Annotated in this window: 24 protein-coding genes and 1 riboswitch; of the genes, 21 read left to right on the forward strand and 3 right to left on the reverse strand. The window is 62.8% G+C overall.

The annotated features are described in order from the left end of the window. Positions 1–38: 38 nt before the first annotated feature. The 3 genes from cobW to NKJ78_RS14890 form a co-directional block, all read right to left on the reverse strand. A complete protein-coding gene (gene cobW / locus NKJ78_RS14880) occupies positions 39–1,091 on the reverse strand; it encodes a cobalamin biosynthesis protein CobW (RefSeq protein WP_352460277.1) in 1,053 nt (350 codons plus the stop codon). Between the two features lie 2 nt (positions 1,092–1,093). Further along, on the reverse strand, positions 1,094–1,519 hold the full coding sequence (locus NKJ78_RS14885) for a DUF1636 family protein (RefSeq protein WP_352460278.1): 426 nt from the start codon (positions 1,517–1,519) through the stop codon (positions 1,094–1,096). 38 nt (positions 1,520–1,557) lie between these two features. Further along, a riboswitch (cobalamin riboswitch) is annotated at positions 1,558–1,762 on the reverse strand. A gap of 29 nt (positions 1,763–1,791) precedes the next feature. Beyond that, the gene (locus tag NKJ78_RS14890) at positions 1,792–2,994 is read right to left on the reverse strand and encodes a winged helix-turn-helix domain-containing protein (protein WP_352460280.1); all 1,203 of its coding nucleotides are present in this window, start codon (positions 2,992–2,994) and stop codon (positions 1,792–1,794) included. Positions 2,995–3,321: 327 nt separating this feature from the next. Here NKJ78_RS14890 and NKJ78_RS14895 point away from each other — a divergent pair, with 327 nt between their 5' ends. From NKJ78_RS14895 to NKJ78_RS14995, 21 genes are all read left to right on the forward strand, one after another. Beyond that, complete coding sequence (locus tag NKJ78_RS14895) at positions 3,322–3,687, forward strand: NADH-quinone oxidoreductase subunit A (RefSeq protein ID WP_023670825.1); 366 nt, start codon at positions 3,322–3,324, stop codon at positions 3,685–3,687. Further along, complete coding sequence (locus NKJ78_RS14900; protein ID WP_023670824.1) at positions 3,678–4,259, forward strand: NuoB/complex I 20 kDa subunit family protein; 582 nt, start codon at positions 3,678–3,680, stop codon at positions 4,257–4,259. The genes NKJ78_RS14895 and NKJ78_RS14900 overlap by 10 nt, the downstream gene beginning before the upstream one ends. 4 nt (positions 4,260–4,263) lie before the next feature. Next, the gene (locus NKJ78_RS14905; protein WP_352460282.1) at positions 4,264–4,866 is read left to right on the forward strand and encodes an NADH-quinone oxidoreductase subunit C; all 603 of its coding nucleotides are present in this window, start codon (positions 4,264–4,266) and stop codon (positions 4,864–4,866) included. A 10-nt stretch (positions 4,867–4,876) separates the two neighbouring features. Continuing rightward, positions 4,877–5,230 carry a hypothetical protein gene (locus NKJ78_RS14910; RefSeq protein ID WP_155921649.1) on the forward strand — a complete coding sequence of 118 codons (354 nt, stop codon included), beginning with the start codon at positions 4,877–4,879 and terminating at the stop codon, positions 5,228–5,230. A 1-nt stretch (position 5,231) separates the two neighbouring features. Then, positions 5,232–6,422 (forward strand): NADH-quinone oxidoreductase subunit D, encoded by a 1,191-nt coding sequence (locus NKJ78_RS14915; RefSeq protein WP_023712705.1) that lies wholly within the window; start codon positions 5,232–5,234, stop codon positions 6,420–6,422. Next, entirely contained in the window at positions 6,423–7,754 is a 1,332-nt protein-coding gene (locus NKJ78_RS14920) for an NADH-quinone oxidoreductase subunit E (protein WP_352460284.1), read from the forward strand. After that, positions 7,754–7,957, forward strand: a complete 204-nt coding sequence (locus NKJ78_RS14925) for a hypothetical protein (protein WP_023690953.1) — start codon at positions 7,754–7,756, stop codon at positions 7,955–7,957. Before NKJ78_RS14920 ends, NKJ78_RS14925 begins: the two co-directional genes overlap by 1 nt. A 3-nt stretch (positions 7,958–7,960) precedes the next feature. Further along, complete coding sequence (nuoF, locus tag NKJ78_RS14930) at positions 7,961–9,265, forward strand: NADH-quinone oxidoreductase subunit NuoF (protein WP_023670819.1); 1,305 nt, start codon at positions 7,961–7,963, stop codon at positions 9,263–9,265. 72 nt (positions 9,266–9,337) lie between these two features. Further along, positions 9,338–10,030 (forward strand): helix-hairpin-helix domain-containing protein, encoded by a 693-nt coding sequence (locus tag NKJ78_RS14935; protein ID WP_352460285.1) that lies wholly within the window; start codon positions 9,338–9,340, stop codon positions 10,028–10,030. Between the two features lie 11 nt (positions 10,031–10,041). After that, positions 10,042–10,326, forward strand: a complete 285-nt coding sequence (locus tag NKJ78_RS14940; protein ID WP_352562493.1) for a pentapeptide repeat-containing protein — start codon at positions 10,042–10,044, stop codon at positions 10,324–10,326. After that, positions 10,326–12,407 (forward strand): NADH-quinone oxidoreductase subunit NuoG, encoded by a 2,082-nt coding sequence (nuoG, locus tag NKJ78_RS14945; RefSeq protein WP_352562494.1) that lies wholly within the window; start codon positions 10,326–10,328, stop codon positions 12,405–12,407. Before NKJ78_RS14940 ends, nuoG begins: the two co-directional genes overlap by 1 nt. Before the next feature lie 2 nt (positions 12,408–12,409). Beyond that, the gene (nuoH, locus tag NKJ78_RS14950; protein WP_023685202.1) at positions 12,410–13,453 is read left to right on the forward strand and encodes an NADH-quinone oxidoreductase subunit NuoH; all 1,044 of its coding nucleotides are present in this window, start codon (positions 12,410–12,412) and stop codon (positions 13,451–13,453) included. Continuing rightward, positions 13,453–13,944 (forward strand): NADH-quinone oxidoreductase subunit NuoI, encoded by a 492-nt coding sequence (gene nuoI, locus NKJ78_RS14955; RefSeq protein WP_023690956.1) that lies wholly within the window; start codon positions 13,453–13,455, stop codon positions 13,942–13,944. The genes nuoH and nuoI overlap by 1 nt, the downstream gene beginning before the upstream one ends. A 124-nt stretch (positions 13,945–14,068) precedes the next feature. Beyond that, positions 14,069–14,689 carry an NADH-quinone oxidoreductase subunit J gene (locus NKJ78_RS14960; protein ID WP_023670812.1) on the forward strand — a complete coding sequence of 207 codons (621 nt, stop codon included), beginning with the start codon at positions 14,069–14,071 and terminating at the stop codon, positions 14,687–14,689. A 2-nt stretch (positions 14,690–14,691) separates the two neighbouring features. Continuing rightward, positions 14,692–14,952 carry a hypothetical protein gene (locus NKJ78_RS14965; RefSeq protein ID WP_023670811.1) on the forward strand — a complete coding sequence of 87 codons (261 nt, stop codon included), beginning with the start codon at positions 14,692–14,694 and terminating at the stop codon, positions 14,950–14,952. A gap of 7 nt (positions 14,953–14,959) precedes the next feature. Continuing rightward, positions 14,960–15,268, forward strand: a complete 309-nt coding sequence (gene nuoK / locus NKJ78_RS14970) for an NADH-quinone oxidoreductase subunit NuoK (protein ID WP_023670810.1) — start codon at positions 14,960–14,962, stop codon at positions 15,266–15,268. 10 nt (positions 15,269–15,278) lie between these two features. Then, the gene (nuoL, locus tag NKJ78_RS14975; RefSeq protein ID WP_023746862.1) at positions 15,279–17,252 is read left to right on the forward strand and encodes an NADH-quinone oxidoreductase subunit L; all 1,974 of its coding nucleotides are present in this window, start codon (positions 15,279–15,281) and stop codon (positions 17,250–17,252) included. Next, positions 17,252–18,757, forward strand: a complete 1,506-nt coding sequence (locus tag NKJ78_RS14980; RefSeq protein ID WP_023670808.1) for an NADH-quinone oxidoreductase subunit M — start codon at positions 17,252–17,254, stop codon at positions 18,755–18,757. The genes nuoL and NKJ78_RS14980 overlap by 1 nt, the downstream gene beginning before the upstream one ends. A gap of 18 nt (positions 18,758–18,775) precedes the next feature. Beyond that, positions 18,776–20,212, forward strand: coding sequence for an NADH-quinone oxidoreductase subunit NuoN (nuoN, locus tag NKJ78_RS14985; protein WP_023830508.1), 1,437 nt, complete (start codon positions 18,776–18,778; stop codon positions 20,210–20,212). Positions 20,213–20,216: 4 nt separating this feature from the next. Further along, positions 20,217–21,038 carry a biotin--[acetyl-CoA-carboxylase] ligase gene (locus tag NKJ78_RS14990; RefSeq protein ID WP_023670806.1) on the forward strand — a complete coding sequence of 274 codons (822 nt, stop codon included), beginning with the start codon at positions 20,217–20,219 and terminating at the stop codon, positions 21,036–21,038. A 32-nt stretch (positions 21,039–21,070) separates the two neighbouring features. After that, positions 21,071–22,744: a ribonuclease J gene (locus NKJ78_RS14995; protein WP_352562495.1), complete on the forward strand. Its 1,674-nt coding sequence runs from the start codon at positions 21,071–21,073 to the stop codon at positions 22,742–22,744. The last annotated feature ends 82 nt before the right edge of the window (positions 22,745–22,826 follow it).

Genomic DNA, 22,826 nt, shown 5'->3' on the forward strand with positions numbered 1-22,826 from the left:
AAAACCGTTTCACACTTTTCCTGGAATTGCTCCTGAGATCAGCCGGCGAGTATACGCTCGATCGCCGGGCGGTTCAGCCCCTTCAGGCCAATGACGACGAGACGCGAGCGGCGATCGTCTTCGGCCGTCCAGGCGCGGTCATAATAATGGTTGACGCGTGGGCCGACGGCCTGCAGCAAAAGCCGCATCGGCTTGCCGCCGACATCGACGAAGCCTTTCACACGCAGCACATTCTCTTCCTCGGCCACCATGGCGACGCGCCTGGCCAGTTCGTCCGGATTGGCGATCGAGGGGATGTCGACGATGAAGGTGTCGAAATCGTCATGCTCGTGGTCGAAAGCGCCGTCATGGTGGGAATTGCGGTTCTCGATGTCGTCCTCGACGGCGAGACCGAGGCCAAGCAGCACCGAGGGATCGACCTTGCCATGCGCGGTCGGCACGATTTTTACCGCGCGAGCGGAATGCTCATTGATGATGGCGTTGGCGCGGGCCGAACCGGGGGCGTCCATCAAATCGCTCTTCGACAGGATGATCAGGTCGGCGCAGGCAATCTGGTCCTCGAAGACTTCTTCGACCGGATCGTCATGGTCGAGCGTTTCGTCCTGAGCGCGCTGAGCCTGCAGGGCGTCCATATCGTTGGCAACGCGTCCCTCCGCCAGCGCCGGGCCGTCGACCACGGCGATGACGCCGTCGACGGTTACCCGGCTTTTCACACTCGGCCACTGGAATGCCTGGACCAGCGGCTTGGGCAGAGCCAGGCCCGAGGTCTCGATCAGGATGTGGTCGACCTTCGGCGTCAGTGCGAGGATCTTGTCGAGCGCGGGCACGAAATCGTCGGCGACTGTACAGCAGATGCAGCCATTGGCCAGTTCGACGATGTTTTCCTCGGGGCAAGTGTCGATGCCGCAGCCTTTCAGGATTTCCCCGTCGATGCCGATGTCGCCGAACTCGTTGACGATGATGGCGATGCGCTTGCCGCCGGCATTTTCCAGGAGATGGCGGACCAGCGTCGTCTTGCCGGCGCCGAGGAAGCCTGTAACGACAGTGCAGGGAACACGGGAGAGGTTGGCGGCCGGGTTTGAAGCGTTCATCGTCAGTCCTTCAGCATGTCGAGGGGTGGGATGCGGGCAACGAGGCCGCGCTTGAGGCTATCGGGCCGGCCGCGCCACGGGATGAGGCCGTCGGCCGAAGTCGCGAAGAGCTTTGCGCCGGTAACGAGGTCGGCGCCGCTGGTTGCGGTCAGATCGCCGAAGACATAGCTCCAGCAGCCATCGCGCAGGATCGCGGCGCTGAGGCGGCGCTTGCAATTGCCGAGACATTCGGCGGTGCGGACCCGGATATCGCCAGCAGCGGCGCGGCGTGTGTCCTCAGCCAGCAATTCGCCGGCGCGCGGATGGGCGTCGGAACCGGTCTCATCGCGGCAGGAGGCGCAGACGATGACGGTCACGCCGGTCAGGGCGTCGTTGTCCCTGGACGCAATGTCCGCTGTGCCAGCCGAAAAACTGCTGTTCTGGTCCAAAAACCGTGCTCCTTGCCCGGAAACCCGCCAGGCGATCGGATACTTTGTCTCAGACGGCAGGTCTCCTGGCTCGCGGGTCATCGCCTTGGTTAGCCGCCTTCCCGGTGTTACCCAGTGGCTTTCGGCCTTGGCTCTTCGCTTACAGTTGCGGGGACAGCCGCGGATTTGGGATTTTCGTCCCGCACCGCATTCCCTCTTGGCCCTTGCCGTTGCGGGCAGGGGACCGTCTGGAGCGGATTTAGGCTGTTGCGGGGAGTTGTGTCAACGCGCTGCTACGACATGGCGATGTCGGCCAGGGGTTTCCCCAGATTGCCGGTCGGCGCCACTTCGATGCGCTCAAGGCCAAGCCAGCCCTGCATCTGCTTTAATTCCTCGAACAGCTCTGCGGCAGTTTCCGGCGGCGCGCCGGGTTCGGCGTAGGCGGCGTGGACGCGCAGCACGCTGGCCGGGCGGTCGGCCTTGAGATCGACGCGGGCGACGATCCGGTCGCCGAGCAGGAAGGGCAGCACGTAGTAGCCATATTGGCGCTTGTCAGCCGGGGTGTAGATCTCGATGCGGTAGTGGAAATCGAACAGGCGCTCGGTGCGCGAGCGCTCGAAGACCACCGGATCGAAGGGCGCCAGTAGCGCGCGGGCCTCGATCTTTCGCGGCAGACGGGCGTCCTTATAGAGGTAAGCCGGCTTGTCCCAGCCTTCGACGTTTACCGGCAGCAACTCGCCCATCTCAACCAGTTCCTCCAACCGGCCCTTCATGTCGGCCGGCGACAAGCGGAAATAATCGCGCAGGTCACCCGACGTCGCGATGCCGTGGGCGCGGGCGGAAATGCGCAGCAATTCGCGGTGCGCGTCCTCGGCCGCCGGCACCGGCAGATCGAGGATCGCCTGCGGCAGCACGCGCTCGGGCAGGTCGTAGAAACGCTCGAAGCCACGGCGGTGCGCCGTGGTGATGCGTCCGGCCCAGAACAGCCATTCGAAGGCGTGCTTGGCGTGGCTCCAGCCCCACCAGCCGCCCGAACCTTTCTGGCCTTCCAGTGCCGAAGCGGCAATCGGGCCGCGCTCGGCGACCGCGCGGTAGATCTCTTCGATATAGGCGGCGTGCTCGCGGCCCCATTTGGCGAGGCCGAGATACATTTCGTCGCCCTGCTCGGCGCGCTGCATGCGCCAGCGCATCAACGGGTAGGTCTCGACCGGCAGGAACGAGGCCTCATGCGCCCAGTACTCGAACACGGTGCGCTTGCGGGTGATTGCGGCATTGTCGAGCAGGGTGAGCGGGTAGGGGCCAAGGCGCGAATAGAGCGGCATATAGTGGGCGCGCACCACCGCGCTGACGGAATCGATCTGCAGCAAGCCGGTGCGCGACAGCACGCGGGCGAGGTGGCGGCGATCGGGCGTGCCGCCCGGGCGCGGATCGAGAAATCCTTGCGCGGCGAGCGCGATGCGCCTGGCCGTCGGGAGTGAGATTTTGTCCTTCGTCAAAGTGTCTTGCCTCGAACCATTTTCCCGACTTTAGCCGGCGATTCCGGTGATGCTAGCAGGCAAATGGCGGGAGATGTGTCAGGAGACAAAAGTGGAGTGAAAGATGAAGGAAATCAAACAGGAGGAGATCGGACCAGTTTTTCCCGGCCTGCCGTCCAGCACTGTCTTTTGAACAAGGTTTGACTTGCTTCGCTGAAAGCCGTGCGCTAACCCTCGCCGCGTTGCAGCAAAGGCACCTAAAACGGTTCAGCGGTTAAACTGTCGCGCTTCCGCATTAGGGTTGGTTGCTGTAATCAAAGTGGATTGGCCGCCAACGGAAAGCCGAGCATGAACGTACTCCTCAGTTCATACCTGCCCATCGTCCTCTTCATCGCCGTGGCCGCAGTTGTAGGCCTGGCGCTTATCATCGCGCCGTTTCTGGTGGCTTATCGCAATCCCGATCCGGAGAAGCTTTCCGCCTACGAGTGCGGGTTCAACTCGTTCGACGATGCCCGGATGAAATTCGACATCCGCTTCTACCTGGTGTCGATCCTGTTCATCATCTTCGATCTGGAAGTGGCCTTCCTGTTTCCGTGGGCGGTGTCGTTCTCGAAGATCGGCATGCTCGGTTTCTGGTCGATGATGGTGTTTTTGGCGGTGCTGACCATCGGCTTTGCCTATGAGTGGAAAAAAGGAGCGCTGGAATGGGATTGAACGACAGTTCCGGAACGCTCGTCGCGCCGAAGCCCAAAGGCCTGATCGACCCCAATACCGGACGTCCGGTCGGTTCCGACGATCCGTTCTTCCTCGAGATCAACAATGAACTGGCCGACAAGGGTTTTCTGGTCACCTCGACCGAGGCGCTGATCACCTGGGCACGCAGCGGCTCGCTGATGTTCATGACCTTCGGTCTCGCCTGCTGTGCCGTCGAGATGATCCACACCTCGATGCCGCGCTATGATTCGGAGCGGTTTGGCGTGGCTCCTCGCGCGTCGCCGCGCCAGTCCGACATCATGATCGTGGCGGGAACGCTGACCAACAAGATGGCCCCGGCTTTGCGCAAGGTCTACGACCAGATGCCGGAGCCGCGCTACGTCATCTCGATGGGCTCCTGCGCCAATGGCGGCGGCTATTATCACTATTCCTATTCGGTGGTGCGCGGCTGCGACCGCATCGTGCCGGTCGACATCTATGTGCCCGGCTGCCCGCCAAGCGCCGAAGCGCTGCTCTACGGCATTCTTCTCCTGCAGAAGAAGATCCGCCGCACCGGCACGATCGAACGGTAGACCCATGGCCGCATCCCTGAGCGAACTGTCGACCTATCTCGGCGAAAAGCTGCCGGGCCGCGTCACCGATGCAGTGCTTGCCTATGGCGAACTGACGATCTCGGTTGCTACAGACAATCTGATCGAGGTGACAAGCTTCCTGCGTGACGATTCGGGCTGCCAGTTCATTTCGATCATCGATATCTGCGGCGCCGACTACCCGTCGCGCGTCAAGCGTTTCGATGTCGTCTATCATCTGCTGTCGCCGAAGCAGAATTTGCGCATCCGCATCAAGTTGCAGGCCGACGAAGAGACGCTGGTGCCGTCGCTCACCGCTGTCTATCCCGGCGCCGACTGGTATGAGCGCGAAGCCTACGATCTCTATGGCGTGCTGTTCTCCGGCCATCCGGACCTGCGCCGCATCCTCACGGATTACGGTTTCGAGGGCCATCCCCTGCGCAAGGACTTCCCGCTGACAGGTTTCGTCGAGGTGCGCTACGACGACGAAGCCAAGCGCGTGATCTACGAGCCGGTGGAATTGAAGCAGGAATTCAGGAACTTCGATTTTCTCTCGCCATGGGAAGGGACGGACTACGTCCTGCCGGGCGATGAGAAGGCGAAACAGTAGGGGCGGCGGCGTGGCGATGATCCGCGTAGCGCTACTAAGCCTGTTTTGCTGTGCCGGCTTGCAGAATGCTTTTGCGAACGACTGCAAAGTAGCTGGAGTGGATTGCTATTCGGCGGCGCGAGCTGTCGTGGCGAACGACACGGTGAAGAACTGCCCGACGATATTTCGTATCAAGCCTGCGATGCAGATTGAATTGGACCAGATTTTGAACGCCTTGCGCGATGCTGGAGAGCTGGCCGATCTCCAGCCTTCCAACGAGACCATTGAGCAATGCGAGCAGAGAGCAAAAGAATATGTGGCCGGGCCGCAGACGGTCCGCTTCATGGAACTGACGCCGTCAGCCAAGGAAAGGCTTGGAATCTAGCATGACCGAGCACTCCGTCCGCAACTTTAACATCAACTTCGGACCGCAGCACCCTGCGGCACACGGTGTTTTGCGTCTTGTGCTGGAGCTTGACGGCGAGGTGGTCGACCGCGTCGATCCGCATATCGGCTTGCTGCATCGCGGCACCGAAAAGCTGATCGAGCACAAGACCTATCTGCAGGCAGTGCCCTATCTCGACCGGCTCGACTATTGCGCACCGATGAACCAGGAGCATGCCTTCGCGCTCGCCACCGAGCGGTTGCTCGGCATCGAAGTGCCGAAGCGCGGCCAGTTGATCCGCGTGCTCTATTCCGAGCTCAGCCGCATCATGTCGCACATCCTCAATGTGACGACGCAGGCGCTGGATATCGGCGCGCTGACGCCGCCGCTGTGGGGTTTTGTCGAACGCGAAAAGCTGATGGTGTTTTATGAGCGCGCTTCCGGTTCGCGCATGCACGCGGCCTATTTCCGTCCGGGCGGTGTGCACCAGGATCTGCCGGCGAAGCTGGTCGAGGACATCGGCAAGTGGATCGACCCGTTCCTGAAGTCCCTTGACGACCTCGACAAGCTGCTTACCGGCAACCGCATCTTCAAGCAACGCAATGTCGATATCGGTATCGTGTCGCTTGCCGACGCCTGGGCCTGGGGTTTTTCCGGCGTCATGGTGCGCGGCTCGGGTGCTGCCTGGGATTTGCGCAAGTCGCAGCCCTATGAATGCTATTCCGAGATGGATTTCGACATCCCGATCGGCAAGAACGGCGACTGCTACGACCGTTATCTCGTGCGCATGGAAGAAATGCGCCAGTCGGCCAAGATCATGCGTCAGTGCGTCGACCTTCTGCTAGGCAAGGAGAGCACCGGGCCGGTGTCGAACCTCGACGGCAAGGTGGTGCCGCCCAAGCGCCAGGCGATGAAGCGCTCGATGGAAGCGCTGATCCATCATTTCAAGCTCTATACTGAGGGTTACCGCGTGCCGGCCGGCGAGGTCTATGCCGCGGTCGAGGCGCCGAAGGGCGAGTTCGGCGTCTATCTCGTCTCCGACGGCACCAACAAGCCCTACCGCTGCAAGCTGCGCGCGCCCGGCTTCGCGCATCTGCAAGCCATGGATTTCCTCTGCCGTGGCCACATGCTGGCCGACGTCACTGCCGTCCTGGGTTCCCTCGACATCGTGTTTGGTGAGGTCGATCGCTAAATGTCAGTCCGCCGTCTCGCAGAAGCAAGCGTCCAGCCAGCCACCTTCGCCTTCAACCGGGCGAATGCCGCGGTTGCGAAGCAATGGATCAAGAAATATCCGAAGGGCCGGGAGCAGTCGGCGATCATTCCCTTGCTGATGATTGCGCAGGAGCAGGAAGGCTGGGTCACCAAGGCGGCGATCGAGACGATTTCGGACATGCTCGGCATGCCGCGCATTCGCGGCCTCGAAGTCGCGACCTTCTACACGCAGTACCAGCTCAATCCGGTCGGCACGCGCGCGCACATCCAGGTCTGCGGCACCACGCCCTGCATGCTGCGCGGCTCGGAAGCGCTGATGGATGTGTGCCGCTCGAAAATCCATCACGACCAGTTCCACACCAACGACAAGGGCACGCTGTCGTGGGAGGAAGTCGAATGCCTCGGCGCCTGCGTCAACGCGCCGATGGTGATGGTCTTCAAGGATACGTTCGAGGATCTGACGCCCGAGCGGCTGGCCGAAATCATCGATCTTTACGATGCGGGCAAGGGCGCCTCGGTTCCCGCGGGACCGCAAAACGGCAGAACCGGCTCGGAGCCGGCGCCTGGCCTGACGACGCTGAAGAGCGAAAAGGCGATCCTCAAAGCAACGCGCGACAAGGAAGCCAGGGCGGCGAGCAAGGCTGCCCACGCGGCGCCCGACGCGATCATTGCGGCGCCTGTTCCGGCTCCTGCCGCTCCTGCAGCGGCCGCCCCGGTCGCGCCATCCAACGCCGGCAAGCCGAAGACCGATGCGCCGGAAACCAGCTCGGCGTTGAAGTCGCCCTCCAGGGCCAAGGTTGCACCGGCGGCGGAAAAAGCGGCGAGCGTCCCGGCGCCCCTGCATTCGGCCGCCAACGCCAACACCGCGGCGCCTGAAGTCGAGAAGGTCGCCAAGCAGCGTAATGGCCCGAAGACCACCTCCACGCCGGCAGCTGCCTTCATCGCTCCGGAATTCAAGGCGCCAGCGGCCAAGGCCGCGGTGGCCCCGGCCGTCAAGGCGCCGGCAGCCAGGCCCGCAAAGCCGTCGCTCGAGGACAAGAACCGTCCAGCCGGAATCGACAGGCCGGCCGCGGTCGACGATCTCAAGCTGATCTCGGGCATCGGCCCGAAGATCGAGGGCATCCTTCATTCGCTTGGCATCTTCACCTTCACACAGGTCGCATCCTGGAATAAGGCCGAGCGCGACTGGGTGGATGGATATCTCGCTTTCCAGGGCCGCATCGAGCGCGACGACTGGGGCAAGCAGGCCAAGGCGCTCGCCAAGGGCGGCGTCGCCGAATACATCCGCGTCTTCGGCAAGGAGCCACGTTGATGGCTGAAGCGCAAAGCACCGGATCTTTGCTGACGCTGCGCAGCATTGTCATCGGCGTTGTCTGCATCGCTGCTGCCAACATCCTTCTGGAGGGGCTTCGGCGCCTCGTCGAATTGCCGTTTTCGGATACCCTGGAATCGATGGCCGCGACCGGCATGGGCGTGCTGGTGTGGTTCTCGATCGTCTTGCGGGGAAAGAGGTAAGTCATGCTGGCTGACAAAGACCGCATCTTCAACAACATCTACGGCCTGTTCGATAAGTCGCTGGCCGGCGCCATGGCGCGCGGCGCCTGGGACAACACGCCCGGCATCATCGCCAAGGGGCGCGAGTGGATCGTCAACGAGATGAAGGCGTCAGGCCTGCGCGGCCGTGGCGGCGCCGGTTTCCCGACCGGGCTGAAATGGTCGTTCATGCCCAAGCAAAGCGACGGAAGGCCGAGCTATCTCGTTGTCAACGCCGACGAATCCGAGCCCGGCACGTGCAAGGACCGCGATATCCTGCGCAACGATCCGCACACGCTGGTCGAGGGCTCGTTCATCGCCGGCTTCGCCATGGGCGCGGTCGCCGCCTACATCTATGTGCGCGGCGAGTTCATCCGCGAGCGCGAAGCGCTGCAGCGCGCCATCGACGAGGCCTATGAGGCCAGGCTGATCGGCAAGAACAACACGTCCGGATACGATTTCGACATCTACATGCACCACGGCGCCGGCGCCTACATCTGCGGCGAGGAAACAGCGCTGCTCGAAAGCCTCGAAGGCAAGAAGGGCCAGCCCCGGCTGAAGCCGCCATTCCCAGCCAATGTCGGCTTGTACGGTTGTCCGACAACCGTGAACAATGTCGAGTCCATCGCGGTCGCGCCGACCATTTTGCGCCGCGGCGCGGCCTGGTTCTCGTCCTTCGGCCGGCCCAACAATGTCGGCACCAAGCTGTTTTGCATCTCGGGCCACGTCAACAATCCGTGCACCGTCGAAGAGGCGATGTCGATCCCGTTCCGCGAGCTGATCGAAACCCATTGCGGCGGCATTCGCGGCGGCTGGGACAATCTCCTGGCGGTCATTCCGGGCGGCGCTTCGGTGCCGCTGGTGCCGGCCGAGCAGATCATCGATGCGCCGATGGATTTCGATGCGCTGCGCGACCTGAAATCGGGTCTCGGCACGGCGGCTGTCATCGTCATGGACAAGTCGACCGATATCGTGAAGGCGATCGCCAGGCTGTCCTATTTTTACAAGCATGAGAGCTGCGGCCAGTGCACACCGTGCCGCGAAGGCACCGGCTGGATGTGGCGGGTGATGGAGCGGCTGGTGCGCGGCGAGGCGCAGAAGCGCGAGATCGACATGCTGCTCGACGTCACCAAACAGGTGGAGGGTCATACGATCTGCGCGCTGGGCGATGCCGCGGCATGGCCGATCCAGGGCCTGATGCGGCATTTCCGCGGCGAGGTGGAGCGGCGCATCGACGAGTTTTCGCGCAACGCGCACCGGGCCGAACCGGTGATGGTGGCTGCTGAGTAGATTGAAATCGGGCGCAAGCCCCGGACGGAAATATAGGGGCGGGGCTGACGAAGAAACGACCAGGAGATGTCTATGGCCCCCTATTCGAACCCTTTGATGCCCAATTTGGACCAGCTTGAGAAGATGAACCAGGATTTGACAAGGATGATGCCGAAGGAGATGGCCAGCGCCGTCAACCTTCTCGCGCATCCTGTCGCTGGTGCCGCCGCCATGTCGGCGCTGGGCTTCGGCCTTGCCAACCATGCCTTTGGCGTGTGGCTAGGCGCCTTGTCGGGTGCTGCCGAGGCATCGCAGCGGATTTTCCAGCCGATCATCGACGATTTCGAACAGCGCAGCCAAGGGTTCGCCGAGACCGCCCCCGCCACCAAGGCGCGCGCGGCGACCAGAACCCTGATCGCCGAGGCGCAGACTTTTGCCCAGGATCTGACCGATATTGCCGCTCTCACCGTCGATGCCGAGTCGGAGAAGACCGAGGCCGTCGCCGAAGGCGCGACGATCGGATTGATGCCGGAGGATTTCAGACAGCCCAAGGCCGTGGCTCGTCCGGCCAAGCCGTCGGATCTCAAGGCGATCACCGGCGTTGGGCCGAAGCTGGAAAAGGTGCTGAACGGCCTCGGCATCTGGACCTTTGCCCAGATCGCCGCCTGGGCGCCAGAAGAGATCGCCTGGGTCGAGGACTACCTGTCGCTCACCGGCCGAATCGGCCGCGACGAGTGGACCCGCCAGGCCGCGGCGCTGACGCTGGCCGCCAAGGCGAAGAAGTAGGGGTGGCAGGCATGGAGATCCACGACAGGAGCGATGTTCTCGATGTGCGCAATGCCATCGTCAGCAACTCCAGATTTGACGATGTGAACTTGTCGAACACGCAGTTTCACAAATTCGACCTGTCGGCGGCCGTGGTGGACGACGCGAACCTCTCGAACGCGGCGTTTTTCAGCAATGTGAATATGAGCAATTTGAAGATAGAAAACGCTGAAGTCGCCGGCATGATGGTCAATGGCATCAGGCTGAGCGATCTGTTTCAGGCATATGAGACGGCGCAGACCGCCAGGGGCAATTGATGGCAAAGCTCAAGGTCGACGGGAAAGAGATCACTGTACCCGACCACTACACGCTGCTGCAGGCGGCCGAGGACGCCGGCGCGGAAGTGCCGCGCTTCTGCTTCCATGAGCGGCTGTCGATCGCCGGCAATTGCCGCATGTGCCTGATCGAGGTGAAGGGCGGGCCGCCGAAGCCGCAGGCCTCCTGCGCCATGAATGTGCGCGACCTCCGTCCGGGACCCAATGGCGAGGCGCCTGAAATCTTCACCAACACGCCGATGGTCAAGAAGGCCCGCGAAGGCGTGATGGAATTCCTGCTGATCAACCATCCGCTGGATTGCCCGATCTGCGACCAGGGCGGCGAATGCGACCTGCAGGACCAGGCGATGGCCTTCGGCGTCGATTCCTCGCGCTATCACGAGAACAAGCGGGCGGTCGAAGACAAGTATATCGGCCCACTGGTCAAGACGGTGATGAACCGCTGCATCCACTGCACGCGCTGCGTTCGCTTCACCACGGAAGTTGCCGGCATTTCCGAGCTTGGCCTGATCGGCCGCGGCGAGGATGCCGAGATCACCACCTATCTCGAAAGCGCCATGACCTCGGAGCTGCAGGGCAATGTCATCGACCTCTGCCCGGTCGGCGCGCTGACCTCCAAGCCTTTCGCCTTCCAGGCGCGGCCGTGGGAGCTGACCAAGACCGAATCCATCGACGTCATGGACGCCGTCGGCTCGGCAATCCGCGTCGACTCAAGAGGCCGCGAGGTGATGCGCATCCTGCCGCGCGTCAATGAAGCGGTGAACGAGGAGTGGATTTCCGACAAGACCCGCTTCATCTGGGACGGATTGCGCACGCAGCGCCTCGACCGCCCCTATGTCCGCAAGGACGGAAAGCTGGCGCCGGCCAGCTGGGCCGAAGCGTTCGTTGCGATCAGGGATGCGGTGTCGAATGCCGCGCCCGAGGAAATCGGCGCGATTGCGGGCGATCTTGCCGCCGTCGAGGAAATCTACGCACTGAAGCAGCTTATGGCTGCGTTGGGCTCAAGGAACACCGATTGCCGCCAGGACGGCGCCGCACTCGATCCCGCGCTCGGCCGCGCCAGCTACATCTTCAACCCGACCATCGAGGGCATCGAGCAGGCCGACGCGGTGCTGATCATCGGCGCCAATCCGCGCTTCGAGGCCTCGGTGCTCAATGCCCGCATCCGCAAACGCTGGCGGATCGGCAATCTGCCGGTCGGCGTCATCGGCGAGGTCGGCGACACGCGTTACGACTACGAACAGCTCGGCGCCGGTCCGGAGTCCTTGAAAGATCTGGCCGACGGCAATGGCAAGTTCTTCCAGGCGCTGAAGAAGGCGACGCATCCTCTGATCATCGTCGGCCAGGGCGCGCTGTCGCGTGCCGACGGCGCGGCGGTGCTCGGCCAAGCGGCGAAACTCGCCACGGCCGTCAACGCTGCGCGCGCCGACTGGAACGGCTTTGCCGTGCTGCACACTGCGGCCGCGCGCGTCGGCGGTCTCGATGTCGGCTTCGTGCCTGGCAAGGGCGGCAAGAACGTTGCCGGCATGCTGGGTGAGAGCGAGGTTCTGTTCCTGCTCGGCGCCGACGAGATCGACATGTCCAAGACCGGCGGCGCCTTCGTCGTCTATGTCGGAACGCATGGCGACGCCGGTGCGCACCGCGCCAATGTCATCCTGCCGGGAGCCGCCTACACCGAAAAGTCCGGCACCTATGTCAACACCGAGGGACGCGTGCAGCAGACCAACCGCGCCGGCTTCGCGCCGGGCGATGCGCGCGAAGACTGGGCGATCCTGAGGGCATTGTCCGATGTGCTGGGCAAGAAACTACCCTTCGATTCGCTGCAGCAGTTGCGCGCCAAACTCTATGGCGAATACCCGCATCTCGCCCGCATCGATCATGTCGAAGCCGGCAATGCCTATGACGTCGCTAGGGTGGCGAAGCTCGGCGGGCGGCTGAACAAGGGCACTTTCACCTCGCCGGTCACGGATTTCTATCTGACCAACCCGATTGCGCGGGCCTCCGCCGTCATGGCGGAATGCTCGGCGCTGGCGAAAAACGGCTTCAGGCAGGCGGCAGAGTAGACATGGACACCTTCTTCTCCTTCTACGTGCTGCCGACGCTGATCATCCTTTTAAAGTCGGTCGTGCTGATCGTCGTTTTGCTGATCGGGGTTGCCTACCTGCTTTACGCCGACCGCAAGATCTGGGCGGCGGTGCAATTGCGCCGCGGCCCGAACGTCGTCGGCCCGTGGGGCACGCTGCAGGCTTTCGCCGATCTGCTGAAATTCGTCTTCAAGGAACCGGTCATTCCGTCCGGCGCCAACAAGGGCGTGTTCCTGCTGGCGCCGCTGGTGTCGGCCGTGCTGGCAATCTCGGCCTGGGCGGTCATTCCCGTCAATGCCGGCTGGGGGATCGCCAACGTCAATGTCGGCATCCTCTACGTCTTCGCCATCTCCTCGCTCGAGGTCTATGGCGTGATCATGGGCGGCTGGGCGTCCAACTCGAAATACCCGTTCCTCGGCGCGCTGCGCTCGGCGGCGCAGATGGTGTCCTACGAAGTCTCGATCGGCTTCGTCATCGTCACCGTGCTGCTCTGCGTCGGCTCGCTCAACCTGTCGGACATCGTGCTGTCGCAGCAGGATGGGCTGGGCACCAAGCTTGGCCTGCCCAACAGCTTCCTCGACTGGCACTGGCTGGCGCTGTTCCCGATGTTCGTCATTTTCTTCATCTCGGCGCTGGCCGAGACCAACCGCCCGCCCTTCGACCTGGTGGAAGCCGAGTCCGAATTGGTCGCCGGCCACATGGTCGAATACTCCTCGACGCCGTTCCTGTTGTTCTTCCTCGGCGAATATGTCGCCGTGGTGATGATGTGCGCGCTGGCCACCATCCTGTTCCTCGGCGGCTGGCTGCCGCCCTTCGACTTCGCCCCCTTCACCTGGGTGCCCGGCGTGATCTGGTTCGTGCTCAAGATCTGCCTGATGTTCTTCATGTTCTCCATGGTGAAGGCCTTCGTGCCGCGCTACCGATACGACCAGCTGATGCGGCTCGGCTGGAAAGTGTTTTTGCCGATCTCGCTGTTCATGGTCGTTGCCACCGCGGCCTTCCTCAAGATCACGGGGTTTGCGTGATGTCCGCTCTTGGCCAGGCCGCCAAATCGCTGCTGCTGCAGGATTTCGTCAGCGCCTTCTTCCTGTCGATGCGCCAGTTCTTCGCGCCGAAGGAGACGATCAACTATCCGCACGAAAAGGGGCCGACCAGCCCGCGCTTCCGTGGCGAGCACGCGCTGCGCCGCTATCCCAATGGCGAGGAACGCTGCATCGCCTGCAAATTGTGCGAAGCGATCTGTCCGGCGCAGGCGATCACCATCGAGGCCGGCCCGCGCCGCAATGACGGCACGCGCCGCACCGTGCGCTACGACATCGACATGGTGAAGTGCATCTATTGCGGCTTCTGCCAGGAAGCCTGCCCGGTCGACGCCATCGTCGAGGGGCCGAATTTCGAGTTCGCGACGGAGACGCGCGAAGAGCTTTACTACGACAAGGACAGGCTGCTGGCGAATGGCGACCGCTGGGAGCGCGAACTGGCGCGCAACATCTCGCTGGACTCGCCCTACCGCTGACATTTGACGCATGGACGGGGCGAGGGGCCTCGTCTAAGGACAACGCAACTTGCCGGCCGGAGGCGGTCGCAGAAATCAAACAGGACGGATGTCCTGTTTGGACAGGAACCCCGGGGGATCCCCAATGCTGAGTGGACTAGAGGCGGCCTTTTTCTACCTCTTCGCCTTTGTCGCGGTGGCGTCGGCCTTCATGGTCATTTCGTCGCGCAACCCCGTGCATTCCGTGCTGTTCCTGATCCTGACCTTCTTCAACGCCGCCGGCCTGTTCATGCTGACCGGCGCCGAGTTCCTGGCGATGATCCTGCTCGTCGTCTATGTCGGCGCGGTCATGGTGCTGTTCCTGTTCGTCGTCATGATGCTCGATGTCGACTTCGCCGAGATGAAGGAAGGCGCCCTGCAATATGCGCCGATCGGCGCGCTGGTCGGGCTGATCCTGGCGGCCGAGCTGATCGTGGTGCTCGGCGGCTACACCTTCGCGCCGCAACTGGCCTCGACGGTCTCCAAACCCATCCCGGATCTTGCCGCGCGGACAAACACCGCAGCACTCGGCGACATCCTCTATACCGACTACCTCTACTACTTCCAGATTTCGGGCCTCATCCTGCTGGTCGCCATGATCGGCGCCATCGTCCTGACGCTGCGCCACAAGGAAGGGATCAAGCGGCAGTCGATCGCAGCCCAGGTCGGCCGCACGCCGGCGACAGGCATGGAAATCCGCAAGGTCAAGTCGGGCGAGGGGCTCTGACGATGTTCGGTCGTTTGAAGAAAAAATATTGGGGAGAGCAGGTTGCCTCTTGGCGGGTTGATTCGACTGAAAAGGCCTGGGTATTCGTCTGGAATCGCGACGGGAATCTTACGCTGAACATCAAGAGCGAAGATTTCACGTACGTTCAGGGGGCAGGCCGGAATGATGCAACAGTTATCTTCGAGCCTTCTGCCATAGACAGCCTTTTGGACGCCATCGTATCCGCGCGTTCAATGATTCAACAAATGCCGGGAAAGGTTTGATCTGGCCATGGTCGTCGGCATCGCACATTACCTGACCGTATCGGCGATCCTGTTCACGCTCGGCGTGTTCGGCATCTTCCTGAACCGCAGGAACATCATCGTCATCCTGATGTCGATCGAGCTGATCCTTTTGGCGGTCAACATCAATTTCGTTGCCTTCTCGGCGGCATTGGGCGATCTCGTCGGCCAGGTGTTTGCCCTGTTCGTGCTGACGGTCGCGGCCGCCGAAGCGGCCATCGGTCTTGCCATTCTCGTCGTCTTCTTCCGCAACCGCGGCTCGATCGCGGTCGAAGACGTGAACCAGATGAAGGGTTGACGGGGCTAACATGTATCAAGCGATCGTCTTCCTTCCGCTGCTCGGCTTCCTGATCGTCGGTCTGTTCGGCAATTCGCTGGGCGCCAAGGCATCGGAATACATCACCTCGGGCTTCCTGGTGATCTCGGCCGTGCTGTCCTGGGTCGCCTTCTTCTCCGTCGGCTTCGGCGAAGGCGAGGTGTTCACCGTGCCGGTACTGCGCTGGATCCAATCCGGCGGCTTGGACGCGTCCTGGGCGCTCAGGATCGATACGCTGACGGTGGTCATGCTGGTGGTGGTCAACACGGTGTCGGCGCTGGTCCACATCTATTCGATCGGCTACATGCACCACGATCCGAACCGGCCGCGCTTCTTCGCCTATCTGTCGCTGTTCACCTTCGCCATGCTGATGCTGGTGACGGCGGACAATCTGGTGCAGATGTTCTTCGGCTGGGAAGGGGTGGGTCTCGCGTCCTATTTGCTGATCGGCTTCTGGTACAAGAAGCCGTCGGCCAATGCCGCTGCCATCAAGGCCTTCGTCGTCAACCGCGTCGGCGATTTCGGCTTCGCGCTCGGCATTTTCGGCGTCTTCGTTTTGTTCGGCTCGGTCAATCTCGGCACCATCTTCGCCAATGCCGCGACGTTCATTCCGGCTGAAGGCGCGCCGCAAGGGGCCGCCGTGCTGACCTTCCTCGGCTATGCGCTGGACAAGCAGGCGGCCATGACCATCGTCTGCCTGCTGCTGTTCATGGGCGCCATGGGCAAGTCGGCGCAGGTGCCGCTGCACACCTGGCTGCCGGACGCGATGGAAGGCCCGACGCCGGTTTCCGCGCTGATCCATGCCGCCACCATGGTGACGGCCGGCGTGTTCATGCTGGCGCGGCTGTCGCCGCTCTTCGAACTGTCGCATTCGGCGCTCACGGTGGTGACCTTCATCGGCGCCTTCACCGCCTTCTTCGCGGCGACCGTCGGCCTGGTTCAGAACGACATCAAGCGCGTCATCGCCTATTCGACCTGCTCGCAGCTCGGCTACATGTTCGTCGCGCTCGGCGTCGGCGCCTATGGCGCGGCGATCTTCCATTTGTTCACGCATGCCTTCTTCAAGGCGCTGCTGTTCCTGGGCTCCGGCTCGGTCATCCATGCCGTCTCCGACGAGCAGGACATGCGCAAGATGGGTGGCCTGCGGAAGCTCATTCCGAAGACCTACTGGATGATGGTGATCGGCACGCTGGCGCTGACCGGCGTCGGCATTCCGGTGACCGTCATCGGCACCGCCGGCTTCTTCTCCAAGGATGCCATCATCGAGGCTGCCTTTGCCGGCCACAATTCGGTCGCCGGCCTCGCTTTTGTCCTGCTGGTCATCGCCGCCTGCTTCACCTCCTTCTACTCCTGGCGGCTGATCTTCATGACCTTCCACGGCGAGCCGCGGGCGAGCCACGACGTCATGCACCATGTCCATGAATCGCCGCCGGTGATGCTGGTGCCGCTGTTCATCCTGGCCGCGGGCGCGCTGTTTGCCGGCGTTATCTTCCATGGTGCCTTCATCGGCGAAGGCTATACCGAATTCTGGAAGGCCTCGCTGTTCACGCTGCCGGACAACCACATCCTGCACGATATCCACGAATTGCCGCTGTGGGTCGAGCTGGCACCGTTCGTCGCCATGATCATCGGCTTTGCCGTCGCCTGGAAGTTCTACATCCGCTCGCCGGAACTGCCCCGGAGCGTCGCCGCCAACCATCGGCTGCTCTATGCCTTCCTGCTCAACAAATGGTACTTCGACGAGCTCTACGACGTCCTGTTCGTGCGGCCGGCAAAGGCGCTGGGCAGGTTCTTGTGGAAGACCGGCGACGGCACCATCATCGACGGGCTCGGCCCTGACGGCATTTCGGCGCGTGTCGTCGATGTCACCGACCGCGTCGTCAAGCTACAGACCGGCTATCTCTATCACTATGCCTTCGCCATGCTGATCGGCGTGGCCGCACTCGTCACCTGGATGATGCTCTGATGACCGCCTGGCCAATCCTCTCGCTGGTCACCTTCCTGCCGCTTGTAGGTGTGCTGCTGATCCTGTTCATCAGGGATGACAGCCCGAATGCGCGTCGCAACATCCGCGCCATCGCGTTCACGACGACGGCAGCCACCTTCATCATCTCGCTGTTCATCTGGACCGGCTTCGACAATTCGCAGGCCGGCTTCCAGTTCGTCGAGAAATTTGCCTGGCTGGATTCCGGCATCTCCTACCATATGGGGGTCGACGGCATTTCGATGCTGTTCGTCATCCTGACGACGTTCCTGATGCCGCTCTGCATCCTGGCGTCGTGGGAAGCGATCGACAAGCGCGTCAAGGCCTACATGATTGCCTTCCTGCTCTTGGAAACGCTGATGATCGGCGTGTTCTGCGCGCTCGACATCGTGCTGTTCTACGTCTTCTTCGAGGCCGGCCTGATCCCGATGTTCATCATCATCGGCGTCTGGGGCGGCAAGCGCCGCGTCTATGCCTCGTTCAAGTTCTTCCTCTATACGCTCGCCGGCTCGGTGCTGATGCTGCTCGCCATCATGGCGATGTTCTTCCAGGCGGGCACCACCGACATCCCGACGCTGCTGACGCACAACTTCCCGGCCCACATGCAGACATGGCTATTTCTAGCCTTCTTCGCCTCCTTCGCGGTGAAGATGCCGATGTGGCCGGTGCACACCTGGCTGCCCGATGCGCACGTCGAAGCGCCGACGGCGGGTTCGGTGATCCTGGCGGGCATACTGTTGAAAATGGGCGGGTACGGCTTCCTGCGCTTTTCCCTGCCGATGTTCCCGCTGGCCTCGGAAATGTTCGCGCCGCTGGTGTTCACGCTGTCGGTCGTCGCCATCATCTACACCTCGCTGGTGGCGCTGATGCAGGAGGACATGAAGAAGCTGATCGCCTATTCCTCCGTCGCCCATATGGGCTTCGTCACCATGGGCATCTTCGCCATGAACCAGGAAGGCGTGCAGGGCGCGATCTTCCAGATGCTGAGCCACGGCCTCGTCTCGGGCGCGCTGTTCCTGTGCGTCGGCGTCATTTACGACCGCATGCACACACGCGAGATCGACGCCTATGGCGGCTTGGTCAACAACATGCCGAAATACGCCACGGTGTTCCTGATCTTCACCATGGCCAATGTCGGCTTGCCCGGCACATCAGGCTTCGTCGGCGAGTTCCTGACCATGCTCGGCGTGTTCCGGGTCAACACCTGGGTGGCGTTCTTCGCCGCCACCGGCGTCATCCTGTCGGCGGCCTACGCGCTCTGGCTCTACCGCCGGGTGATCTTCGGCGCGCTGACCAAGGAAAGCCTGAAGGGCCTGCTCGATCTGTCGACGCGCGAGAAGGCGATCATCTACCCGCTGGTCGTGCTGGTCATCTTCTTCGGCGTTTATCCCGCTCCCGTCTTCGATGCCACGGCCCAGTCGGTCAAGGCGCTCGTCACCAATGTCACCGCATCCATCGGCGCCGCGCAGACCGCGGCGGCGAACTGACCAGAGGTTTTGCGAACCATGACGCCGGACCTTTACTCCAGCCTTTCGCTCTCGACGCCGGAGCTGATCCTCGCCATCGGCGCGCTGGCGCTGTTGATGGTCGGCGCCTATTCGCGCGCCAACACTGCCATTCTGGTGACCGGCCTTGCCGTCGCCGTGCTGGTGATCGCAGGCTTATGGCTGATCTTTCCCACGGGGCAGGGGAGCGCCTACGGCAACGCCTTCATCCAGGATCCGTTCTCCCGCTTCATGAAGGTGCTGTCGCTGATCGGTTCGGCGGTGACGCTGGTGATGTCGATGCGCTTCGCCAGGCAGGAGCATTTCGACAAGTTCGAATACCCGGTGCTGATCCTGCTCTGCACGCTCGGTATGATGCTGATGATCTCGGCCAACGGCATGATCGGGCTCTATCTCGGCCTCGAGCTGCAGTCGCTGGCGATTTACGTGCTGGCGGCGATCAATCGCGACAATCTGCGTTCGACCGAGGCCGGTTTGAAGTATTTTGTGCTCGGCGCGCTGTCGTCGGGCATGCTGCTTTACGGAATCAGCCTCATTTACGGCTACACCGGCAATGTAGGCTTCCAGGAAATTTCCTCCGCGCTTGGCAGCGGCGAGCGCCAGTTGGGTCTCGTCGTCGGCCTGGTCTTCGTTTTGGCCGGCCTTGCCTTCAAGATTTCGGCGGTGCCGTTCCACATGTGGACGCCCGATGTTTACGAGGGCGCGCCGACGCCGGTCACCGCCTTCCTGGCGGCCGCCCCCAAAATGGCGGCAATGGCGCTGATCGTGCGCGTCACCATGGGCGCCTTCAAGCCGATCGCTTCCGACTGGCAGCAGATCATCGTCTTCATCTCGATCGCCTCGATGGCGCTCGGCTCCTTTGCCGCGATCGGCCAGACCAACATCAAGCGGCTGATGGCGTACTCCTCGATCGGCCATATGGGGTATGCGCTGGTCGGCCTTGCCGCCAACAGCCAGGCCGGCGTGCGCGGCGTCGCCATCTACATGCTGATCTATCTCGTCATGACGCTCGGCACCTTCGCCTTCATCCTCGCCATGCGGCGCAAGGAAGGCAATGTCGAGCAGATCAGCGATCTCGCCGGTCTGTCGTCGACCAATCCGATCATGGCGACGATCCTGACCATCTTGATGTTCTCGCTGGCCGGCATCCCGCCGCTCGCCGGCTTCTGGGGGAAATGGTACGTGTTCCTCGCCGCCATCAACGCCAACCTCTATGCGCTGGCGATCATCGGCGTGCTGGCCTCCGTCGTGGGCGCTTTCTACTATCTGCGTATCATCAAGATCATGTGGTTCGACGAACCGGCCGGTGGCTTCGTGCCGATGGCGGTTGAGCTGCGCCTCGTGCTTGGTGTCTCCGGCGCTTTCGTGCTGTTCTATGTGCTGATCGGCGGTCCGATCGCGACCTACGCCGAAGCCGCCGCCAAGACATTTTTCTGACCGGATGGCATTTCGGCTGGCTCCAACCTCTGAGACGGAAGGGTTCCGGCTCGAGGCGCATGACAGCGTGGGTTCCACCAACACGCTGGCGCTGGACCATGCAAGGGCAGGCGATCCCGGCAAATTGTGGGTCGTTTCCAAGAAGCAGGAAAGCGGCCGTGGCCGCCGCGGCAGGGCCTGGGTATCGCCCGAGGGCAATCTGGCGGCGACATTGCTGGTCATCACCGGCGGTGAGTTGCGTCTGGCGGCGACGCTGGGCTTCGTCGCCGGCCTGTCGCTGGCCGATGCGCTTGACGCCGTGGTGCCGAAGGGCAGGATCGCCATCGGCCTCGACGGCGCCAGCCAGGGGCAGAACCGCTTCGAGCTGAAATGGCCGAACGATGTGCTTGCCTCCGGCGCCAAGCTGGCCGGCATCCTGCTGGAATCGGCCATTCTCGATGGCGGCCGTTTCGCGGTGGCGGTGGGCATCGGCGTCAATGTGGTGGCGCATCCGCCGGATTTGCCGTATCCGGCGACATCGCTTCAGGCGCTGGGCGCGACATGCGACGCCGAAACGCTGTTCTTGGCGCTGTCCGATGCCTGGACCGACAATGCCCGGCTGTGGGATGACGGACGCGGGCTCGACGCCATCCGGCGTCGCTGGCTGGCGCGCGCGGCGGGGCTTGGCGGCGAGGTTGCTGTCAGGATTGACGGGAATGTGGTGCGCGGTACCTTCGAGACCATTGACGCGGACTGCCGTTTCGTGATCCGCGATGATGAGGGGTCGGTCGTGACGGTAGCCGCCGGCGACGTGCATTTCGGCGCCGTCGCGTCGGCAAAGATTTAGAGCTGGTCGCAAGGGCCGGGAAGGGAAAATTGATGGCGAAAGCGCAAAACGCCGAACTCGTCTTCGTGCCGCTCGGCGGCGTCGGCGAGATCGGCATGAACTTCGCCCTTTACGGCTATGGGCCGCCTAGCGCGCGCGAGTGGATCGTCGTCGATGTCGGCGTGACTTTTCCCGATGCGGCGCATCCTGGCGTCGACCTGATCCTGCCCGATACGCGCTTCATCGAGGAGAACCTCGCCGGCCTGCGCGGCATCATCATCACCCACGCGCATGAAGACCATTACGGGGCGCTGCTCGACATCTGGCCGAAGCTGAAGGCGCCGGTGTGGATGACACCGTTCAGCGCCGGACTGCTGGACGCCAAGCGGCAGGGCGAGCAGGGCGCGCCGAAGAAAATTCCGGTGACGATCTACCGGGCAGGCGAAACATTCACTGTCGGCCCGTTCTCGATCGAGGCCATTCCGGTGGCGCACTCGATCCCCGAGCCGATGTCGCTGGCGATCACCTCGCCGGCCGGCACCGTCATCCATACCGGCGACTGGAAGATCGATCCGGAACCGACGATCGGTCCGAAAACCGACGAGGCGCGGTTTCGCGCCTATGGCGACAAGGGTGTGCTGGCGCTGATCTGCGATTCCACCAATGCGCTGCGCGAAGGCGAATCGCCGTCGGAAGTGGCGGTGGGCGAAGGCCTCAGGGGCGTCATCCAGAGCGCTGTCGGCCGTGTCGCCGTCACCACCTTCTCCTCCAATGTCGGACGCATCGTCTCCATCGCCAAGGCGGCGCGCGATGCCGGCCGCCAGTGCCTGGTGCTCGGCCGCTCGCTGAAGCGGGTCATCGATGTCGCCGGCGAACTCGGCTACATGGACGGGCTGCCGGAGTTCATCGCCGAGGAGGATTTCGGCTTCATCCCGCGCGAGAACCTGGTCATCATCTGCACCGGCAGCCAGGGCGAGGCGCTGGCAGCGCTGGCAAAACTGTCGCGCGACGAGATGAAGTCGGTGTCGCTGACGGCCGGCGACACGGTGGTGTTTTCCTCACGCACCATTCCCGGCAACGAGAAGGCGATCCTCGAGATCAAGAACCGCCTCATCGACCTCGGCATCAAGATCATCGAGGATGGCGACGCGCTTGTGCATGTCTCCGGCCATCCCCGCCGCAGCGAATTGCGCAGGATGTATGAATGGGTGCGGCCGCAGATCGGCGTTCCCGTGCACGGCGAAGCCGCGCATCTGGTGGCGCAGGGGTCGCTGATGTCGACGTCGGGCATCGGCCAGGTGGCGCAAGTGCGCGACGGCGACATGCTGCGGCTGGCGCCGGGTCCGGCCACGATCATCGACCAGGTGCCGTTCGGCCGCATCTACAAGGACGGCAGGCTGATCGGCACCGACCAGGCGATGGGCATACGCGACCGGCGCAAGCTATCCTTTGCCGGCCATGTCGCGGTCAATGTCGTGCTCGACGACAAATATGAGCTCGCCGGCGATCCCGATCTGGTCGCCATCGGCGTCGCCGAGGCCGATGCCCGTGGCGAAAACATGGAAGATCTGATGCTCGACGCGGCCGTCGGCGCGGTTGACTCGATCCCTCGCCAGCGCCGCAAGGACCTCGATCTGGTGCAGGAAGCGGTGCGCCGCGCCGTGCGCGGCCCCGCCAACGAAGCCTGGGGCAAGAAGCCGCTGGTGACGGTGTTTGTGACGAGGTGAGGGAATAGGCAGTAGGCGGTAGGCAGTGGAGAAAAATGCGGATGTATCACTACTGCCTGCTGCCTATTCCCTACTCCCTTAA

Source organism: Mesorhizobium sp. M0037 (assembly GCF_040323635.1).
GTDB lineage: Bacteria > Pseudomonadota > Alphaproteobacteria > Rhizobiales > Rhizobiaceae > Mesorhizobium.

What these genes read in the sequence shown, in the direction of transcription:
- cobW (WP_352460277.1), bottom strand. Translation starts at nt 1,091, where the DNA reads ATGAACGCTTCAAACCCGGCCGCCAACCTCTCCCGTGTTCCCTGCACT.
- NKJ78_RS14895 (WP_023670825.1), top strand. Translation starts at nt 3,322, where the DNA reads ATGAACGTACTCCTCAGTTCATACCTGCCCATCGTCCTCTTCATCGCC.
- NKJ78_RS14900 (WP_023670824.1), top strand. Translation starts at nt 3,678, where the DNA reads ATGGGATTGAACGACAGTTCCGGAACGCTCGTCGCGCCGAAGCCCAAA.
- NKJ78_RS14905 (WP_352460282.1), top strand. Translation starts at nt 4,264, where the DNA reads ATGGCCGCATCCCTGAGCGAACTGTCGACCTATCTCGGCGAAAAGCTG.
- NKJ78_RS14915 (WP_023712705.1), top strand. Translation starts at nt 5,232, where the DNA reads ATGACCGAGCACTCCGTCCGCAACTTTAACATCAACTTCGGACCGCAG.
- NKJ78_RS14920 (WP_352460284.1), top strand. Translation starts at nt 6,423, where the DNA reads ATGTCAGTCCGCCGTCTCGCAGAAGCAAGCGTCCAGCCAGCCACCTTC.
- NKJ78_RS14925 (WP_023690953.1), top strand. Translation starts at nt 7,754, where the DNA reads ATGGCTGAAGCGCAAAGCACCGGATCTTTGCTGACGCTGCGCAGCATT.
- nuoF (WP_023670819.1), top strand. Translation starts at nt 7,961, where the DNA reads ATGCTGGCTGACAAAGACCGCATCTTCAACAACATCTACGGCCTGTTC.
- NKJ78_RS14935 (WP_352460285.1), top strand. Translation starts at nt 9,338, where the DNA reads ATGGCCCCCTATTCGAACCCTTTGATGCCCAATTTGGACCAGCTTGAG.
- NKJ78_RS14940 (WP_352562493.1), top strand. Translation starts at nt 10,042, where the DNA reads ATGGAGATCCACGACAGGAGCGATGTTCTCGATGTGCGCAATGCCATC.
- nuoG (WP_352562494.1), top strand. Translation starts at nt 10,326, where the DNA reads ATGGCAAAGCTCAAGGTCGACGGGAAAGAGATCACTGTACCCGACCAC.
- nuoH (WP_023685202.1), top strand. Translation starts at nt 12,410, where the DNA reads ATGGACACCTTCTTCTCCTTCTACGTGCTGCCGACGCTGATCATCCTT.
- nuoI (WP_023690956.1), top strand. Translation starts at nt 13,453, where the DNA reads ATGTCCGCTCTTGGCCAGGCCGCCAAATCGCTGCTGCTGCAGGATTTC.
- NKJ78_RS14960 (WP_023670812.1), top strand. Translation starts at nt 14,069, where the DNA reads ATGCTGAGTGGACTAGAGGCGGCCTTTTTCTACCTCTTCGCCTTTGTC.
- NKJ78_RS14965 (WP_023670811.1), top strand. Translation starts at nt 14,692, where the DNA reads ATGTTCGGTCGTTTGAAGAAAAAATATTGGGGAGAGCAGGTTGCCTCT.
- nuoK (WP_023670810.1), top strand. Translation starts at nt 14,960, where the DNA reads ATGGTCGTCGGCATCGCACATTACCTGACCGTATCGGCGATCCTGTTC.
- nuoL (WP_023746862.1), top strand. Translation starts at nt 15,279, where the DNA reads ATGTATCAAGCGATCGTCTTCCTTCCGCTGCTCGGCTTCCTGATCGTC.
- NKJ78_RS14980 (WP_023670808.1), top strand. Translation starts at nt 17,252, where the DNA reads ATGACCGCCTGGCCAATCCTCTCGCTGGTCACCTTCCTGCCGCTTGTA.
- nuoN (WP_023830508.1), top strand. Translation starts at nt 18,776, where the DNA reads ATGACGCCGGACCTTTACTCCAGCCTTTCGCTCTCGACGCCGGAGCTG.
- NKJ78_RS14990 (WP_023670806.1), top strand. Translation starts at nt 20,217, where the DNA reads ATGGCATTTCGGCTGGCTCCAACCTCTGAGACGGAAGGGTTCCGGCTC.
- NKJ78_RS14995 (WP_352562495.1), top strand. Translation starts at nt 21,071, where the DNA reads ATGGCGAAAGCGCAAAACGCCGAACTCGTCTTCGTGCCGCTCGGCGGC.